Raw genomic sequence first — 16,224 nt, forward strand, 5'->3', positions numbered from 1 at the left:
AATGGGGACAGGCGCATGCGCCTGTCCCCAGCCGTCATCCCATCCAACTTACAGCCTCGGCAGCCCGTCCATGATCGCCGTCAGGGCCATCACGGTCTGGGCCTCCATGGCGCTGTGGCCGGCGTTGGTGCGCACATAGGTGGCCGGGGCGGCGCCGACCGACTCCAGCGCAGCGACCAGCCGCGAGGCCTGGGTCAGCGGGCAGACCTGGTCGAAGCGGCCGTGGACGATATGGATCGGCAGGTGAGCGATCCGCGCGACGTTGCGGGTGATGTAATCCGGCTCCAGGAACAGGTTGCGAGCGAAGAAGTGGGCCTCGATCTGAGCGAAGCACAGGGCGAAGTCGGCCTCGCCGAACTTACCCGGGTCGCCGGTTTCCGGGATCATGTTGGAGATCGCCCCCTCCCAGACCGACCAGGCCACGGCCGCGCGCAGCTGCGCCCGGCGGCCGGCGTCGTCATCGGGCCTGGCGTCGAAGATCGCCTTGTAGGCGCCCATCATGTCGCCGCGCTGCTCGGGCGGTATGACCTCGACGAAGGCCTTCCACTCGTCGGGATAGGCGACATAGGCGCCCGGCTCGCTGAGGGCGTAGGGCGTCCTGTCGAACACCGCCGCGTTGCCCTGGTACATGTAGAGCAGGTCTTCGCGCGTCCCCAGGAAGATGCCGCGCAGGACCAGCGAAGCCACGTGCTCGGGGTGGCGGATGGCGTAGACCAGGGCCAGGGTGCTGCCCCAGCTGCCGCCGAACACGTGCATCGGACCCTGGATGCCCAGAGCGTCGCGCAGGCGGTTGATATCGGCCACCAGGTGGTCGGTGTCGTTGCGGACCAGCGCGACGGCGGGGCCGTGCGAGGCCACGGTCGGCGTGCTCTTGCCGCAGCCGCGCTGGTCGAACAGGATCACCCGATAGCGCGCGGGATCGAAGAACCGCGACATCACCGGCGCGCAGGCCCCGCCCGGTCCGCCGTGCAGGAACATCACCGGCTCGCCGTCGGGATCGCCGTATTCCTCCCAGTAGAGCGTGTGGTCGGGCGCCTGATCGACCGGCAGCATCCCGGTGCGGTTGGGCCGGCCTTGCGGATACTTCCACTCGTCCGTGACCTTGCTGGCGGCCTGGAGCCCGGAGAAGTCCATCGGAGCCTCGTTGCGTGTTTGAGGAAACGTCGGGGAGGTGCGCCCGTCGCGCGCGATGGTCAATGTCGGAACCGGGCGATATTTCGTCTTGCGGCGGCTAGGGTGGGCGCCTAGGACGGACCGACATTCGAACTCTGCGCGTGGCCCTCGTCCTTCGACAAGCTCAGGATGAGGACCATTTACAGGCCAGGGCGCTATAAAAACCTCATCCTGAGCTTGTCGAAGGACGAGGTTTTCGCCACAGCCACTGACGATCGATCCGTCCTAGACCGCCCCAAACCCCCGCAGGAGCCGCGCCCATGACCCAGACCTTCGACCTGATCGTGCGCGGCGGCGAGGTGGTCAACCACGCCGGCCGCGGCTTCACCGACATCGGCGTGCGCGGCGGCAAGATCGTCGCGATCGGCGACCTGTCCCAGGCCAGCGCCGACGAGGTGTTCGACGCCAGCGGCCTGACCGTGCTGCCCGGCGTGATCGACAGCCAGGTCCACTTTCGCGAGCCCGGCTTGGAGTGGAAGGAGGACCTGGAAAGCGGTTCGCGCGGTGCGGCCCTGGGCGGCGTGGTGGCGGTGTTCGAGATGCCCAACACCGAGCCGACGACGACCGACCCCGACGCCCTGGCCGACAAGCTGGCCCGCGCCAAGGGCCGCATGCACACCGACCACGCCTTCTATGTCGGCGGCACCCACGAGAACGCCACCTTCCTGGGCGAACTGGAGCGCCTGCCGGGCTGCTGCGGCATCAAGGTGTTCATGGGCGCCTCGACCGGCAGCCTGCTGGTCCAGGACGACGAGGGCGTCGAGAACGTGCTGCGGCACGTCAACCGCCGCGCCGCCTTCCACTCCGAGGACGAGTACCGCCTGGCCGAGCGCCGCAGCCTGGCCCGTCCCGGCGACTGGACCAGCCACCCGGAGGTGCGCGACGCCCAGGCCGCCCTGCAATCGACCCATCGCCTGGTCCGCATCGCCAAGAACCTGGGCAAGCGCATCCACGTGCTGCACGTCACCACCCACCAGGAGATCGACTTCCTGGCCCAGAACAAGGACGTCGCCAGCGTCGAGGTCACGCCCCAGCACCTGACCCTGGTCGCGCCCGAGGCCTATGAGCGGCTGAAGGGCTTCGCCCAGATGAATCCGCCGATCCGCTCGGCCGAGCATGTGGCCGGCATCTGGCATGCCATCGAGGCGGGCGTCGCCGACGTGCTGGGCAGCGACCACGCCCCCCACACCCGCGAGGAAAAGGCCCGGCCCTATCCGGCCTCGCCCTCGGGCATGCCCGGCGTCCAGACCCTGGTGCCGATCATGCTGACTCACGTCGTGGACGGCCGGCTGAGCCTGGAGCGGTTCGTCGACCTGACCAGCCATGGCGTCAACCGGATCTTCGGCCTGGCCGACAAGGGCCGCATCGCCGAGGGCTTCGACGCCGACTTCACCATCGTCGACATGAAGGCCCGGCGCGTCATCACCCACGACTGGATGGCCACCCGCTCGGGCTGGACCCCGTTCGACGGCTTCGAGGCCAAGGCCTGGCCGGTGGCGACCATCGTGCGCGGGACCGTGGTCATGCGCGACGACGAGATCGTGGCGGAAGGGACGGGGGCGCCGGTAAGGTTCCTGGAGACGCTGGCGGGGTGAACCCCCTCCGGCCCTTCGGGCCACCTCCCCCAGAGGGGGAGGATCTGTCGGCCCCCTCGACTTTCTTCGCCGCCCCTGTCGAATCCGCCCAACCTCGCGCGTCTTTCAGCGAGGGCGCGCGCCGTGCGCCGACGGAGGGTTCGATGAAGTACCTGTTGATGATCTATTCCAGCGAAGCCGAGTGGGCCCGGCCCGAGACCGATCCCATCAAGCCGGGCGTCATCGCGGCGCACGAGGCGCTGCAGGCGGAGCTGCGGGCCGACGGCATGGCCTGGCTGGGCGCGCGGCTGGTCGACACCCCGTCGGCTCGCACCATCGCCCAGACCGCCGACGGCCACGTGGTCCATGACGGGCCGTTCGCCGAGACCAAGGAGCAGCTGGCCGGCTTCTACCTAGTCGAGGCGCCGGACATGGCCGCGGCCGAGGCCTGGGCCCGGAAGATCCCGCAGATCCCGGGCGGCAAGGTCGAGATCCGGGCGATCGCCCACGACGTCGGCTGAGGCTGATCGACCGGGCCCGCCGAAAACTTGCGGGCGAATGTCGAGTCCGGCCAGGCTGACCCGTCTCTGATCCGAGACCGGGCGGCGCTCCCGTCGACCTGGCCATCGAGGAGGACCAATCCATGCAATACGCCCTGCTGATCTACGAGGACGAAACCGCCTATCGAGACGAGAACGGCCGCGCCTGGCAGGAGATCATCGCCCAGCACCAGGCCTTCGCCGCCGAGTTGGTCGAGAAGGGCCTGCTGCGCGGCGGGGCGGGCCTGAAGACCACCAACACCGCCACCACCGTGCGCCGGGCCGGCGGGCAGTGCGGCCTGCACGACGGGCCGTTCGCCGAGACCAAGGAGCAGCTTGGCGGCTTCTACCTGATCGAGGCGGCTGACTTGGACGAAGCCCTGGCCTGGGCCCGCAAGCTGCCGCTGGCCGGCGACGGCTCGGTCGAGGTCCGTCCGGTGATCGACGGGACGACCTGACGCCATGGCGAAGGGTCTTCTCGACCAGGCGGCGCGGGCGCATGGCGGCCGGGTGATCGCCGCGCTCGCCGCCAAGTTCCGCGACCTGGACCTGGCCGAGGAGGCCTTCGCCGAGGCCTGCCTGGCCGCCGCCCAGAGCTGGGCCAAAGACGGCGAGCCGCGCGACCCCGCCGCCTGGCTCTACAGCGTCGCCCAGCGGCGGGCGCTGGACATGCTGCGGCGGCGCGGCGTGCGGACCCGGCTGATCCCCGACCCGCCGACGCCGCCCCCCAGCGCGGAGGACGCCATGATCGACGACGCCCGCCTGATTCCAGACGAGCGGCTGCGGCTGATCTTCGTCTGCTGCCACCCGGGCGTGGCGCCCGACGCCCGCGCGGCCCTGACCCTGCGCCTGGTCTGCGGCCTGTCCACCCAGGAGATCGCTCGCGCCTTTCTGGTGGCCGAGCCGACCTTGGCCCAGCGGCTGGTGCGGGCCAAGCGCAAGATCGCCGAGGCCGGCGTCGCCTTCGAGGTGCCCGGCCCCGAGGCGTGGCCCGAGCGGATCGGGGCGGTGCTGTCGACCCTGGAGATCGCCTACGCCAAGGCCCACGAGGATGCGGCCGGGGCGGGCCAGCACGCCGGCTACGCCAAGGAGATGCTGGACCTGACCGCCGTGCTGGCCGAGCTCTTGCCCGACGAGCCGGAGTGCCTGGCCTTCGCCGCCCTGGTCCGCTACGCCGAGGCCCGCCGCCCGGCGCGGCTGGACGACGGCGGGGCGATGACGCCGCTGTCCGAGCAGGACCCGACCCTGTGGCGGCGACCGTTGATCGACCAGGGCGAGGCCCTGCTGCACGCCGCCGCGCGCTGTCGTCGGCCAGGGCCGAGACAGCTGCAGGCGGCCATCCACGCGGCCTGGTGCGCCCGCGCCAGCCTGGGCGAGCCCGCGCCCTGGCCCACGGTGCTGGCCCTCTACGACGCTCTGCTGCGGTGGCGCGACGACGCGGTGGTGCGGCTGAACCGCGCCGTGGCGGTGGCTGAGGTGACGGGCCCGGCCCAGGCCCTGGCCGAGGTGGATTGGCTGGACTCCGTCGCCTTCCGCGACTTCGGCCCGTTCCACGCCGTACGCGCCGACCTGCTGGCCCGGCTGGGCCGCGGCGACGAGGCCGTCGCCGCCTACGACCGCGCCCTGGCCCTGGACCCGGCTCCGGCCGAGCGCCTGTGGCTGGAGCGGCGGCGGGGGCAGGCGGCGATGCGATGATCGTCGACCCTTTCAGCCGTCATCCCGGGCCTTGCTGTTCAGACCGTAGCTTCGAGTACGTCGGCGACATTGGCGACGGCCGCCTACTTCTCACCTGATCGCGACCATGTGGCGTGGGCAGTATAGGCTCCCCAGTCCCGTCAATGACCGTGAAGATAACTATAGACAAAGGTAAGGTCACCTCAAGAAGGTCGATCTTGTGACGGCACAAGTTAGACAGCAGTATCGATTAGATAGCGGCGCACACGAAAATCCCTAATGTCCCCGCCTATCTCTTGTAGCCAGGCGGAGACGAGTTGCGGTTAGGCCAGCGGCGCCGACCGGTGGTTGACTTTGCGCCTCGATCGCAATAGCGGTCCGGGATAGCTTTGGTTCTGCGCTTGTGGGGCAGCGGACTGATCTGGAGGCCGACGGCGAACGGGCAGGCTCGAAAAGGCGGACGACAATCGAACCACACCTGCTCTATGTCGGACACGAAAAAGTGCCGGTCCTGATTGTCGACAACTATGTCGCCGACCTTGACGCGATTGTCAGTCAGGCGCGCGCGCTGTCTCCCTATCCGCAAGCGACAGGCCCATACCCAGGTGAGCGCCATTTCATCGCGCCAGGCGACAGCCTGATGGCTGACTACATCGGTCCTATGCTGGACACCTTGGCGCCCATTATCGGCGACGCCTTCGACGCAGACATTTTGGGGGCCACATCGGCATCCTTTTCAAGGGTCACGACGCGCCCCGAAAAGCTCACGAGGTATCAGAGCCACCCGCATTTTGATGACACCAGTGGCAAGATGATCGCCATTCTGCACTACCTGACCCCCACCATGGGCACTGCCCTCTACCGCCATCGCGCCACCGGATTGGAGCGAATAACCCAAGATAAGCTCGACTATTATTTGGCGTCGATACGACATCTTGGGGTTCGAGAAAGCTATATATGCGGATCAAATGACGAATATGAAATGACGGCGGAGATCACTGGGCGCCGTGGTAGAATTGCCGTTTACCCAAGCAATGCTCTTCATTCAGGAATGATTCCCCCAGACCACTTCACGGACATGGGGTGCCGGGAGCGGCTGACTGCGAACGTCTTCATTCGCCTTGTATAGACCTCGCGGAACGGATGAAGCGATCCCAATTCCTGCGGCGGTAGCCGCTTCGAACGCTCTCATCCGACTTTAAAAGGGCGCCAAGCGCACGGCCCGGGATGATGAACCGAGAGGGCGCGTGGGTTGACGAACCGCCATTGCCACCCGCCCGAGTCCAGTTAACACTCCCCGCATGGATGGGACGTCAGAGACCCACGCGCCGTTTCGCGACGCCCGCTACGCGCCCCGCGCGCTGGAGGTCGAGCGGCGCGGCGACGTCCTGATCCTGAGCAACCCCACCCCCTATTCCCGCACCGTCCAGACCGTGACCGCGCCGCTGATCCGCTGGGCGTCGCAAGCCCCGCACCGGATCTGGCTGGCCGAGCGGCCCGGTGAGCACGGCGAGGGCGCGGCGGGGTGGCGGACCGTGACCTACGCCGAGGCCGCCGACCAGGTTGCGCGCCTGGCCGGCGGCTTGGCGGGACTGGGCCTGTCGCGCGGCAAGCCCTTGCTGATCCTGGCCCGCAACGGGATCGACAACGCCCTGGTCGGCTACGCCGCCATGAGCCTGGGCGCGCCGATCGCGCCGGTGTCGCCGCAGTATGGCCTGAAGGGCGCGGACCTCTCCCGCCTGGCCTTCGCGGTCGAGCGGCTGAAGCCGGCGGCGGTCTATGTCGACGACGCCGAGGCCTTCGCCGAGGCCCTGGCCGCGCCGTTCCTGGCCGGCCTGCCGGTGATCGCCAGCCGCAATGCGCGGGACAGCGACGTGGCCTTCGAGGCCCTCCAGGACTCGCCGCCCCAGCCGCCCGTCTGCCGACCCGACGACGTCGCCAAGCTGCTGCTGACCTCGGGCTCGACGGGCCAGCCGAAGGCGGTGATCTGCACCCACGCCAACATCGCCCTGAACGCCGCCCAGATCGCCGCCTGCTACGAGGATCCCGACCCGCCGGTGCTGGTCAATTCCGCGCCCTGGAGCCACAGCCTGGGCGCCAACGCCATCCTGCACATGGTGCTGCACCGGGGCGGGACTCTTTACATCGATGGTGGCCAGCCGCTGGCTGGCCGGTTCGACGAGACGGTGCGCAACCTGCGCGAGGTGGCCACGACCTATCACAACATGGTCCCGGCCGGCTGGGGCCTGCTGGTCGGCGAGCTGGAACGCGACCCGGCCCTGGCGGCCAAGTTCTTCGAGAAGGTGAGGGTGCTGCAGTACGGCGGGGCGTCGATGGCCCAGTCGATCCTCGACCGGGTCCAGGCCGTGGCCCTGCGGACGATCGGCTGCCGGGTGACCTTCGCGGCCGGTTACGGCGCCACCGAGACCGGCCCGACCGCCTGCAACATCCACTGGCTGAACGCCCGCTCCGGCATGGTCGGCCTGCCCACCCCCGGCACGGCGGTCAAGCTGGTCCCGGTCCTCGACGGCCCGCCCGACAAGTTCGAGATCCGCGTGAAGGGCCCGCAGGTCTCGCCCGGTTATCTGGACATGCCCGAGGCCTCGGCGGCGGCCTTCGACGAGGACGGCTACTACCGGCTGGGCGACGCGGCCAGGCTGGCCGACCGGCTGGATCCGGCGGCTGGTCTGGTGTTCGACGGGCGGCTGGTCGAGAACTTCAAGCTGGCCAGCGGCGCCTTCGTCGTCGCCGGCGCCCTGCGGGTGGCGGCGGTGTCGGCGATCGCCGGCGCGGTGTCGGACGCGGTGGTCTGCGGCGAGGGGCGCGAGGGCGTGGGACTGATGCTGTTCCTCGACCCCAAGGCCTGCTTGCGGATCGGCGACCCGAAGGCGGTGAAGGCGGCGATCCGGGCCGGCCTGGAGCGTCTGAACGGCCTGGCCAAGGGCGGCGGCAAGGTGACCCGCGCCCTGATCCTGGACGGCGCGCCCGACGCGGCCTCGGGCGAGCTGACCGACAAGGGCTACATCAACCAGGCCCTGGCGCGCGAGCGACGGCCGGCCGAGCTGGCGCGGCTGTTCGCCGAGGAGCCGGACGACGGGGTGATGGTGTTTCCTTGAAGGAGAGCGGATGAACGGCGCCGACGCCCTGATAACCACCCTGGCCGACAACGGCGTCACCGCCTGCTTCGCCAATCCTGGCACCAGCGAGATGCAGTTCGTCGCGGCTCTCGATCGCGAGCCGCGCATGCGCAGCGTGCTGTGCCTGTTCGAGGGCGTGGCGACCGGCGCGGCCGATGGCTACGGACGGATGACCGGGACGCCGGCCTGCACCCTGCTGCATCTGGGCCCAGGTTACGCCAATGGCGCGGCCAACCTGCACAACGCCCGCCGGGCCTTCACGCCGGTCGTCAACATCATCGGCGACCACGCCGTCGGCCACCGCCAGTACGACGCGCCGCTGAACTCCGACATCGCCGCCCTGGCCGCGCCCAATTCGCTGTGGGTCAAGTCGGCCGACAGCGCCGACGCGGTCGGGCCGCTGGCGGCCGAGGCGGTGGCCGCCAGCCTCGGCGCACCCGGCGGCGGCGCCTGCCTGATCCTGCCCGCTGACAGCGCCTGGAACGCGACCGCCGTCGCGGGACCGGTGGTGGGGCGTCCCCGCTTCGGCGTCCCCGATCCCGTCGCGGTCGCCGCTGCGGCCAAGGCTGTGAAGGCCGCGGCCAAGCCCGTCCTGCTGCTGGGCAGCGGCGCGTGCGGCGAGGCGGCGATCGCCGCCGCCGGGCGGATCGCCGCGGCCGGCGTGCGCGTCCTGACCGACACCTTCACCGCTCGCCAGGCGCGCGGCGAGGGCCGCTTCCGCCCTGACAAGTTGCCCTATTTTGGCGAGCAGGCCCTGAAGGACCTGGAGGGCGTCGACCTGATGGTGCTGGTCGCCACCACCGAGCCCGTGGCCTTCTTCGCCTATCCCGACCGACCCAGCGTGCTGGTCCCCGACGGCTGCGCGACCCTGACGCTCAGTGACCGGAGTACCGATGCAGCCGCCGCGCTTGAGGCCCTTGCAGAGCTGCTGGGCGCCCCGGCGACGGGCGCAGTCGAGTCCTACGCGCCACCGCCGGCCCCAGCCGGCAAGCTGGACGCCTGGGCCATGGGCGCGGCGATCGCCCGCCACATGCCGGCCGGCGCGATCATCTCGGACGACGCGGTGACCGCCGGCCTGCCGATCTTCACCCAGACCCGCAACGCCCGGACCCATGACTGGCTGTCCCTGACCGGTGGGGCGATCGGCCAGGGCATTCCGCTGGCCATCGGCGCGGCCGTGGCCTGCCCTGACCGCAAGGTGCTGAGCCTGAACGGCGACGGCGCCGCGATGTACACCGTCCAGGGCCTATGGACGATCGCCCGTGAGCGGCTGGACGTGACCGTGGTGGTGTTCGCCAACCACGCCTACCGCATCTTGGGCGTCGAGATGGGCCGCACCGGCGGCGGCGAACCGGGACCGGCCGCGTCGCGGCTGCTGGACCTCGGCGATCCCCGCATCGACTGGGTCTCGGTGGCGAGCGGGCTGGGCGTCGCGGCCGAGCGGGTCGAGACGGCGGAGGCGTTCGACGAGGCGATGGCGCGGGCGATGCGGGAACCGGGACCGCGCCTTATCGAAGCGGCGATGCGGTAGATGCGGCTGGGGGACATGCGGCTGGGGACAGGTGCATGTACCTGTCCCCGTCACTACCTCGTCAGATGCTTTAGCCCGGTAACCGCAGGACCGCCCTGAGGCCCCCCATCGGCGACTTCTGCAGCGTCAGCTCTCCGCCCAGTCCCCGGGCCATGTCGCGGGCTATGGCCAAGCCCAGGCCGACGCCCTTCTCGTTCTGGTTCCGCGACTCGTCCAGGCGGTTGAACGGGCGGAAGGCTTCCTCGTGGCGGTCCTCGGGGATGCCGGGGCCGTCGTCGTCGACGAAGATCCATACCCCGCCGGCCGGGGCGGCGGTGGACGAGACCCGTACGGTCTCGCCATGGGCGGCGGCGTTATCGATCAGGTTGGCCAAGGCCCGCTTGAAGGCGTTGGGCCGCAGGATGGCCGTCAGGTCGTCGCCGATCGACAGCTCGACCTTGGCCCCCGACCGGACCGCGCCCTCGCACACCCCCTCGATCAGCGGCCGCAGCAGCACCTGGCGGGCCTCCTCGCCCCCTTCGCCGCGGGCGAACGCCAGGTACTCGTCGATCATGTGCTCCATTTCGGAGAGGTCCCGCGCCATGGCCTCCAACTGCGGGCTGGGCTCGGCCAGGGCGATCTCCAGCTTCAGGCGGGTCAGGGGCGTGCGCAGGTCGTGGCTGACGCTGGCCAGCAGGGCGGTGCGCTGTTCGATGTGGCGCTGGATGCGGGCCTTCATGGCCAGGAACGCCTGGGCCGCCTGGCGCACCTCGCGCGCACCGTGCGGCTTGAAGGCGGCCTGGTCGATGCCGCGCCCGAAGGCGTCGGCGGCGTCCGCCAGCCGCTCGATGGCCCGCACCTGGTTGCGGATGAACAGGATGGCCACGGCGGTCAGCAGCAGGGTGGCCCCGACGATCCACAGGATGAAGATGTGGCCCTGGGTGGCGAAGGCCCGGTCGCGCGGGGCGATGATCCGCAGGACGCCCTGCGGCACCTTCACCCGGATATCGACATGGGCCGGATAGTGGTCGCCGCTGGCGTCGAACCAGAAGGGCGCGTCCAGGCGGTCGGACAGGGCGCGGTTCAGCGAGCGGTCCACCACCCGGAACAGCGAGTTGCGCTTGCCGGCCGGCAAGCTCTTGCCCTTCTGCAGCGCGATCGACAGGTCCATCGAGTCCTGGGCGCGCTCGGCCAGCCTGTCGAGGGCGGCGGGCGAGGGATCATCCTTGTAGCTCTCGACCGCCCACGCGACATCGCCGGCCAGTCCCTCCGACAGGCGGCTGGTGACGGTGTCCCAGTGGGCGTCGAAGAACGCCCAGGTGACGGCGATCTGCATCACCGCCACCGGCAGGACGATGATCAGCAGGCTGCGGCCGAACAGCGAGGTCGGCAGCCACCGCTTGATCGGGCGGGGAATGTGCAGGCGGGCGCGAAGGCGGATCATCAGTGAGATCCTCCCCCTTTGGGGGAGGCGGCCTGAAGGGCCAGTGGGGGGAGTGGCGCGGCGTCGAGGGCGAACGGTCGGAGGTGCACACTCCACCCTTCGTCGCCTGCGGCGACACCTCCTCCATGGGGCGAGGACCTGAAGACCCAGGGCGACAACGCCATCAATCCGGCGCCAGCCGATAGCCGATCCCGCGCACCGTCTGCAGATAGCGCGGGTTCTTCGGGTCGGGCTCGATCTTGCGGCGCAGGCGGGTGACCTGGACGTCGACCGCGCGGCCGGTGGCGTCGACCGTGTCGCGGGCCAGCTCCAGGCGGTCGACCGGGGCGTGAGCCGCCCTGGCCAGGCGGCGCAGCAAGGCGACCTCGGCTTCGGTCAGGCGGATCGGTTCACCGTCACGGGTCAGCTCGCCGCGCTCGGGCTCGAAGGCGCAATCGCCCAGACTGATGGCGCGAGGACCCGCCGGCTTGGGCGCCGACCGGCGCAGGATCGACTCGATGCGCAGCAGGAGCTCGCGCGGCTCGAACGGCTTGGCCAGATAGTCGTCGGCCCCGTGGGTCAGGCCCTCGATCCGGTCGCTGGTCTGGTCGCGGGCGGTCAGCATCAGGATCGGCGTCTGGCCGGCCTCGCCGCCCCGGCCCCGTAGCCGCTTGGTGAATGAAAAGCCGTCCTCGCCCGGCATCATCACGTCCAGCACCAGCAGGTCGAAATCCATGGAGCCGGTCAGCCGGTCGGCGTGGGCGGCGTCGGCCGCGGCGCTGACCCGGAAACCGGCGCGGGTCAAAAATTCCTTGAGCAGGGTGCGGATGCGGTCGTCGTCGTCGACGACCAGCAGGTGGCGGTCCGCGCGTTCTTCTGGCGTCATAGGGCGTCTCGACGATTGAGGCCGACGCCCTGGCGCGGTCCGGCCAAGGCGGCCAGGATCCTTCGCGCGCCCGCCACCCCGTCCAGGCCGCCGGTGCGGTAGGCGCGGCCCAGCAAGGTGCGCAGGCGCTCGGCCACCCGGTATTCGAAGGCGATCCCTTCCGGGGTCAGCTCGGCCGGGCGGCGGCGGGCGTCCAGGTCGCCGGCCGCCTTTTGCGCCAGGTTCAGCCGCTGCAGGTCCGCCAGGGTCTTGCTGGCCGCCTGCTTGGACAGGCTGGTCAGTTTCGAAAGGTCCTGGACGCCGAGGCCCGGCCGCCGGCGCAGCAGGAAGGCGGCCCGCCAGTGCGAGCGGCCCAGGCCCGGACCCTCGCCCTCCAGGGCTGCGTCGACAGCCGCCCACAGGCCCGCCTCGGCCAGCAGCAGCAGCTCCAGCCCGCTGTCCAGCTGTTCCTCGCCAAGGATCAGGCGCGGGTCGGTCGAGCCGCCCGACATCCCTCCGGTCGGGCCTCCGGGAGGTCCCGATGAAAGCGGCCCGGCCATCAGCTTGCGTCCATTTTATTTGACCTTCCGCGGCTCCGAGCGTCTAAGAACCGGGTTCCAAATAAGGAGGTCTTTGACCGATGTCTCTCGTTCCCTTCGACGATCGCGATGGTTGGATCTGGCTGGACGGCCAGTTCGTCGCCTGGCGGGACGCGAAGGTGCACGTATTGACCCACGGCTTGCACTACGCCTCGTCGGTGTTCGAAGGCGAGCGGATGTATGGCGGCGAGATCTTCAAGCTGACCGAGCATACCGAGCGCCTGTTCAAATCGGCCGAAATCCTCGATTTCAAGATCCCCTATACGGTGGAGCAGATCGACGAGGCGTGCAAGGCGACCGCGGCCAAGAACGGCCTGACCGACTGCTATGTCCGGCCGATCGCCTGGCGCGGCAGCGAGATGATCGGCGTCTCGGCCCAGCAGACCAGGATCCACGTGGCCATCGCCGTGTGGGAGTGGCCCAGCTACTTCGACCCGGCGACCAAGGCCAAGGGCATCCGCCTGACCTGGGCCAAGTACGACCGCCCGGCCCCGAACACCATCCCGACCGCCGCCAAGGCCGCCGGCCTCTACATGATCTGCACCATCTCCAAGCACGCCGCCGAGAAGGACGGTTATGCCGACGCGATGATGGTCGATTATCGCGGCTATATCGCCGAGGCGACCGGCGCCAACGTGTTCTTCGTCAAGGACGGCGTCCTGCACACGCCGGTCCCGGACTGCATCCTGAACGGCATCACCCGCCAGACGGTGATCCAGATCGCCAAGGCGCGTGGGATCCAGGTGGTCGAGCGCCATATCGAGAAGCGCGAGCTGGCCGACTTCACCGAGTGCTTCATCGTCGGCACCGCGGCGGAGGTCACCCCGGTGTCGGAGATCGGCGAGTTCAAGTTCACGCCGGCCGCCCTGTCGCTGTCGCTGATGGACGAATATGCGCGGCTGGTGCGGCGGGAGCTGGTGGCGGCTTAACCGCGCGCGGTTTCCAGTTCTCAAATCAAGGATCCCGGAGCGCTTGGGCGTTCCGGGATTTTTTGTGTCTGGACGCCGGCGTCAGACCAGCCAGGTCCGGGGCCGGGGATAGGCCTCGCCCTTCAGCAGGTAGACCAGCCCCATGATGCAACGGACCACGAAGAATACGCCGATCGCGCCCATGATCGCCCCGCCGATCACCAGCATCGGGATGCCGATCAGCAGCACCGCCAGGGCCAGGCCGACCAGGAACAGGGCCAGGCCGATCAGGAACCACCAGATCGACAGCCAGAAGGTGCGGATCGCGAAGGTGTAGTGGCTGGCGTTGATCGGCCCGGCCGTCTCACGATTGAGATAGGCGACGATCAGTCCGGCCAGGAAGGTCAAGCCGTTGGTGAAGCCCAGCAGGTACAGGGCGTAGACCACGATCGGCAGGACCTTGTCCTCCTCCACGCGGTCGGGGGCGGTCGGGGCGGCGTCGCTCATCAGATCATCCAGTTGCGCGGCGTGGGATAGGCTTGGCTCTTCAACAGCCAGGACAGGCCAAGGATGCATCGCACCGCCACCCAGATGCCGACCGCCGGCAGGATCACGAAGCCGATTCCCACCGGCGTCAGCACCAGGCCGATCAGGCCGAACAGCAGCGACAGCCAGAAGGTGCGGATCTGGAAGACGTAGTGGCTCTGGATCCACTCCGGCGCGGCGCCCTTGCTGACATAGGCCAGGATCACCCCGACCACCGAGGTCATGCCGGCCGAGACCAGGGCGGCCAGATAGAGGGCGTAGACCACCACGGGCATGGTCTTGTCGTCCTGCAGCGCGGGCGGAACGGCGGGATCCGGAGCGGGGTCGGTCTGGGTCATGAAACGATGGTCGCGAAAAACGGCGGCCAAAGCAAATGAAGGCGCTGTCAGGCTGGAAGCGTTCTAGCCGCCCGGCAGCAGGTCCTCCGGCAGCGCGTGCGGGTCCAGGCCCTGGCCGCGTCCCAGCCAGGGCAGGGCGGCGGCCAGCAGGATCAGCAGGAAGGCCAGGCGGGCGGCGATGGCGAGCGCCATGCCGGCCATGTGCGGGCTGAAGGCCAGCAGCAGCATCGCCGCCGTGCCGAAGCCGAGCAGGCCCATCACCCAGGTCAGGCCCTCGCGCGGGGCCATGGCGCCCGCCAGTTCGAACCGAGCGCGGGGTGACAGGTCGGCCGCCACCGCCGCCACCGCGCGGGCCAGCAGCGAGAAGCTGGCCAGCCGATCATCGAAGCGGCCCGGAGCGACATAGCTCTGGGCGGCCAGGATGGCCTTGCGGCGGCCGAAGCCCAGGGTCAGCACCCGACGGCGTCCGCCGGAACGCGGCCTGGCCAGACGGAAGGTCGTCAGGGCGGCCAGGGGAAAGCGCTGCTCACGGGGACCCCGGCGCTCGACCAGCTCCGCGCCCTCCAGCGTCCAGACCGTCTCGGGCTGGAACGGGGAGAGGCGGGCGCTGTGCCGCAGCACGCTCACCCCCGGACGGCGGTGATTTCCACCCCGGCTGCGGCGGCGTGCGGAGCCAGGGCCAGGGGCTTTTCCACCCGCACCCGGGCGCGGGTCACGCGGCTGTCGGCGAAGCTGGCCTGGGCCAGGCGCTCGGCGAAGGTTTCGACCAGGTCGATATGGCCCTCGGCGGCGATGGCTTGCGCGGCCTGCAGGATGGTCTCGTAATTGACGGTGTCACCCAGCGCTTCGCAGTGGCTGGCGGCGACGTCCAGCTCGACGTCGATCACTAGGGGCTGCTGGCGGCCGTGCTCGTGGTCGTAGACCCCGATCCAGGCGTCGACCTTCAGGCCGCGCACGAACACCTTGGTGACGATCACCCGGGCCGGCGTCGGCTGCGGAGCCGTGTTCGGAGCGTTGGTCAGGGGGTGGGCGGCCACGGCGACTCTCAGGAACCGATGATGTCCGGCGTGCGCCAGCCCAGATGCTGACCCGCGTCGACCGCGATCATCTGGCCCGTGACTGCCGTGGCGTCAATGAGATAGCGCAGGGCCATGGCGACGTCGTCCGGCGAAACGGCCCGTTCCAGCGGCGTGCCGGCGGCCTCCCGCTCGAACTCGCCGGGCGTCTGGTGGGTCGAGGCCAGGGTCGGGCCAGGGCCGATGGCGTTGACCCGGATGCGCGGCGCCAGGTCCTGGGCCATGGTCCGGGTGAGCCACCACAGGCCGGCCTTGGACAGGCTGTAGCTGAAGAACTGCGGATTTGGCCGCAAGACGCGCTGGTCGACGATGTTGACGATCTGGCCCGGTTCGCCGGCGGGCAGGGCGGCGGCGAAGGCCTGGGCCAGGACGACCGGGGCTCGCAGATTGGCGTCCAGGTGAGCGTCCCAGCTTTCGCGCGTCGCGGTGGCCAGGCGGTCGTCTTCGAAGGTCGAAGCGCTGTTCACCAGCAGGGTCACGGGTCCGAGGGCGTGGGCGGCCCGGGAGATCAGGGCGGCGGTCTGGCGCTCGTCCGCCAGTTCGGCGTCGAGGACGGCGGCGCGGCGGCCGAGGGCGGCGATCTCGTCGGCGACGGCCTGCGCGTCGGCGCGGTTCCCGCGGTAGTGGACGGCGACGTCGAACCCGGCCCGCGCCGCCTCCAGGGCCAAGGCGCGGCCGATCCGGCGGCCGGCGCCGGTGACCAGGGCCGCGCCGCGGGTCATGGCGGTCTTAGTCGAAACGGCCGAACTCGAACTTGTTGAGGCCGAGGATGACCGCCAGGAAAATGGCGATGACGCCGATCGCGAGCATGGGACAAGTCCGGTTTGAAGATGGATGTGCAGCGGCTTTAGCGGGGTGGCGG

The 16,224-nt window shown here is 69.9% G+C and carries 17 protein-coding genes; 8 read left to right on the top strand and 9 right to left on the bottom strand.

Translation table 11 applies throughout. The annotated features are described in order from the left end of the window. Positions 1–48: 48 nt before the first annotated feature. Positions 49–1,134, bottom strand: coding sequence for a prolyl aminopeptidase (gene pip / locus ASD47_RS15130; protein WP_056758178.1), 1,086 nt, complete (start codon positions 1,132–1,134; stop codon positions 49–51). A gap of 299 nt (positions 1,135–1,433) precedes the next feature. On the opposite strand from pip, the gene ASD47_RS15135 reads away from it, so the two are divergent. The 7 genes from ASD47_RS15135 (at position 1,434) to ASD47_RS15165 (ending at position 9,628) form a co-directional block, all read left to right on the top strand. Continuing rightward, positions 1,434–2,768: a dihydroorotase gene (locus ASD47_RS15135; protein ID WP_056758182.1), complete on the top strand. Its 1,335-nt coding sequence runs from the start codon at positions 1,434–1,436 to the stop codon at positions 2,766–2,768. 143 nt (positions 2,769–2,911) lie between these two features. Continuing rightward, on the top strand, positions 2,912–3,268 hold the full coding sequence (locus ASD47_RS15140) for a YciI family protein (RefSeq protein ID WP_056758184.1): 357 nt from the start codon (positions 2,912–2,914) through the stop codon (positions 3,266–3,268). Positions 3,269–3,390: 122 nt separating this feature from the next. Then, positions 3,391–3,744 (top strand): YciI family protein, encoded by a 354-nt coding sequence (locus ASD47_RS15145; protein WP_056758187.1) that lies wholly within the window; start codon positions 3,391–3,393, stop codon positions 3,742–3,744. 4 nt (positions 3,745–3,748) lie between these two features. Beyond that, positions 3,749–4,981 (top strand): RNA polymerase sigma factor, encoded by a 1,233-nt coding sequence (locus ASD47_RS15150; protein WP_056758190.1) that lies wholly within the window; start codon positions 3,749–3,751, stop codon positions 4,979–4,981. Positions 4,982–5,363: 382 nt separating this feature from the next. Continuing rightward, entirely contained in the window at positions 5,364–6,089 is a 726-nt protein-coding gene (locus ASD47_RS15155; RefSeq protein ID WP_056758193.1) for a DUF6445 family protein, read from the top strand. 172 nt (positions 6,090–6,261) lie between these two features. Further along, the gene (locus tag ASD47_RS15160; RefSeq protein WP_056758197.1) at positions 6,262–8,076 is read left to right on the top strand and encodes a feruloyl-CoA synthase; all 1,815 of its coding nucleotides are present in this window, start codon (positions 6,262–6,264) and stop codon (positions 8,074–8,076) included. 10 nt (positions 8,077–8,086) lie between these two features. Further along, positions 8,087–9,628 (top strand): acetolactate synthase large subunit, encoded by a 1,542-nt coding sequence (locus ASD47_RS15165; protein WP_056758200.1) that lies wholly within the window; start codon positions 8,087–8,089, stop codon positions 9,626–9,628. 70 nt (positions 9,629–9,698) lie between these two features. Here ASD47_RS15165 and ASD47_RS15170 read toward each other — a convergent pair whose 3' ends face one another. The 3 genes from ASD47_RS15170 to ASD47_RS15180 form a co-directional block, all read right to left on the bottom strand. After that, positions 9,699–11,051 (bottom strand): ATP-binding protein, encoded by a 1,353-nt coding sequence (locus tag ASD47_RS15170; RefSeq protein ID WP_056758202.1) that lies wholly within the window; start codon positions 11,049–11,051, stop codon positions 9,699–9,701. Between the two features lie 163 nt (positions 11,052–11,214). Beyond that, on the bottom strand, positions 11,215–11,916 hold the full coding sequence (locus tag ASD47_RS15175; protein WP_056758205.1) for a response regulator: 702 nt from the start codon (positions 11,914–11,916) through the stop codon (positions 11,215–11,217). Then, positions 11,913–12,407 (bottom strand): MarR family winged helix-turn-helix transcriptional regulator, encoded by a 495-nt coding sequence (locus ASD47_RS15180; RefSeq protein ID WP_056758209.1) that lies wholly within the window; start codon positions 12,405–12,407, stop codon positions 11,913–11,915. The genes ASD47_RS15175 and ASD47_RS15180 overlap by 4 nt, the downstream gene beginning before the upstream one ends. Before the next feature lie 128 nt (positions 12,408–12,535). On the opposite strand from ASD47_RS15180, the gene ASD47_RS15185 reads away from it, so the two are divergent. Beyond that, on the top strand, positions 12,536–13,423 hold the full coding sequence (locus ASD47_RS15185; RefSeq protein WP_056758212.1) for a branched-chain amino acid aminotransferase: 888 nt from the start codon (positions 12,536–12,538) through the stop codon (positions 13,421–13,423). Positions 13,424–13,504: 81 nt separating this feature from the next. On the opposite strand, the gene ASD47_RS15190 is transcribed toward ASD47_RS15185, so the two are convergent. The 5 genes from ASD47_RS15190 to ASD47_RS15210 all read right to left on the bottom strand — a co-directional run bounded on the left by ASD47_RS15190 (position 13,505) and on the right by ASD47_RS15210 (position 16,084). Then, positions 13,505–13,909, bottom strand: a complete 405-nt coding sequence (locus tag ASD47_RS15190) for a hypothetical protein (RefSeq protein WP_056758215.1) — start codon at positions 13,907–13,909, stop codon at positions 13,505–13,507. After that, the gene (locus ASD47_RS15195; protein ID WP_056759037.1) at positions 13,909–14,286 is read right to left on the bottom strand and encodes a hypothetical protein; all 378 of its coding nucleotides are present in this window, start codon (positions 14,284–14,286) and stop codon (positions 13,909–13,911) included. The genes ASD47_RS15190 and ASD47_RS15195 overlap by 1 nt, the downstream gene beginning before the upstream one ends. A gap of 63 nt (positions 14,287–14,349) precedes the next feature. After that, positions 14,350–14,907 carry a hypothetical protein gene (locus tag ASD47_RS15200; protein ID WP_156402261.1) on the bottom strand — a complete coding sequence of 186 codons (558 nt, stop codon included), beginning with the start codon at positions 14,905–14,907 and terminating at the stop codon, positions 14,350–14,352. Positions 14,908–14,909: 2 nt separating this feature from the next. Next, positions 14,910–15,308, bottom strand: coding sequence for a dihydroneopterin aldolase (gene folB, locus ASD47_RS15205; protein WP_156402284.1), 399 nt, complete (start codon positions 15,306–15,308; stop codon positions 14,910–14,912). Positions 15,309–15,331: 23 nt separating this feature from the next. After that, positions 15,332–16,084: an SDR family oxidoreductase gene (locus tag ASD47_RS15210; protein ID WP_056758221.1), complete on the bottom strand. Its 753-nt coding sequence runs from the start codon at positions 16,082–16,084 to the stop codon at positions 15,332–15,334. Positions 16,085–16,224: the final 140 nt, after the last annotated feature.

The sequence above is a fragment of the Caulobacter sp. Root1472 genome, from assembly GCF_001426985.1.
Classification (GTDB): domain Bacteria; phylum Pseudomonadota; class Alphaproteobacteria; order Caulobacterales; family Caulobacteraceae; genus Caulobacter; species Caulobacter rhizosphaerae.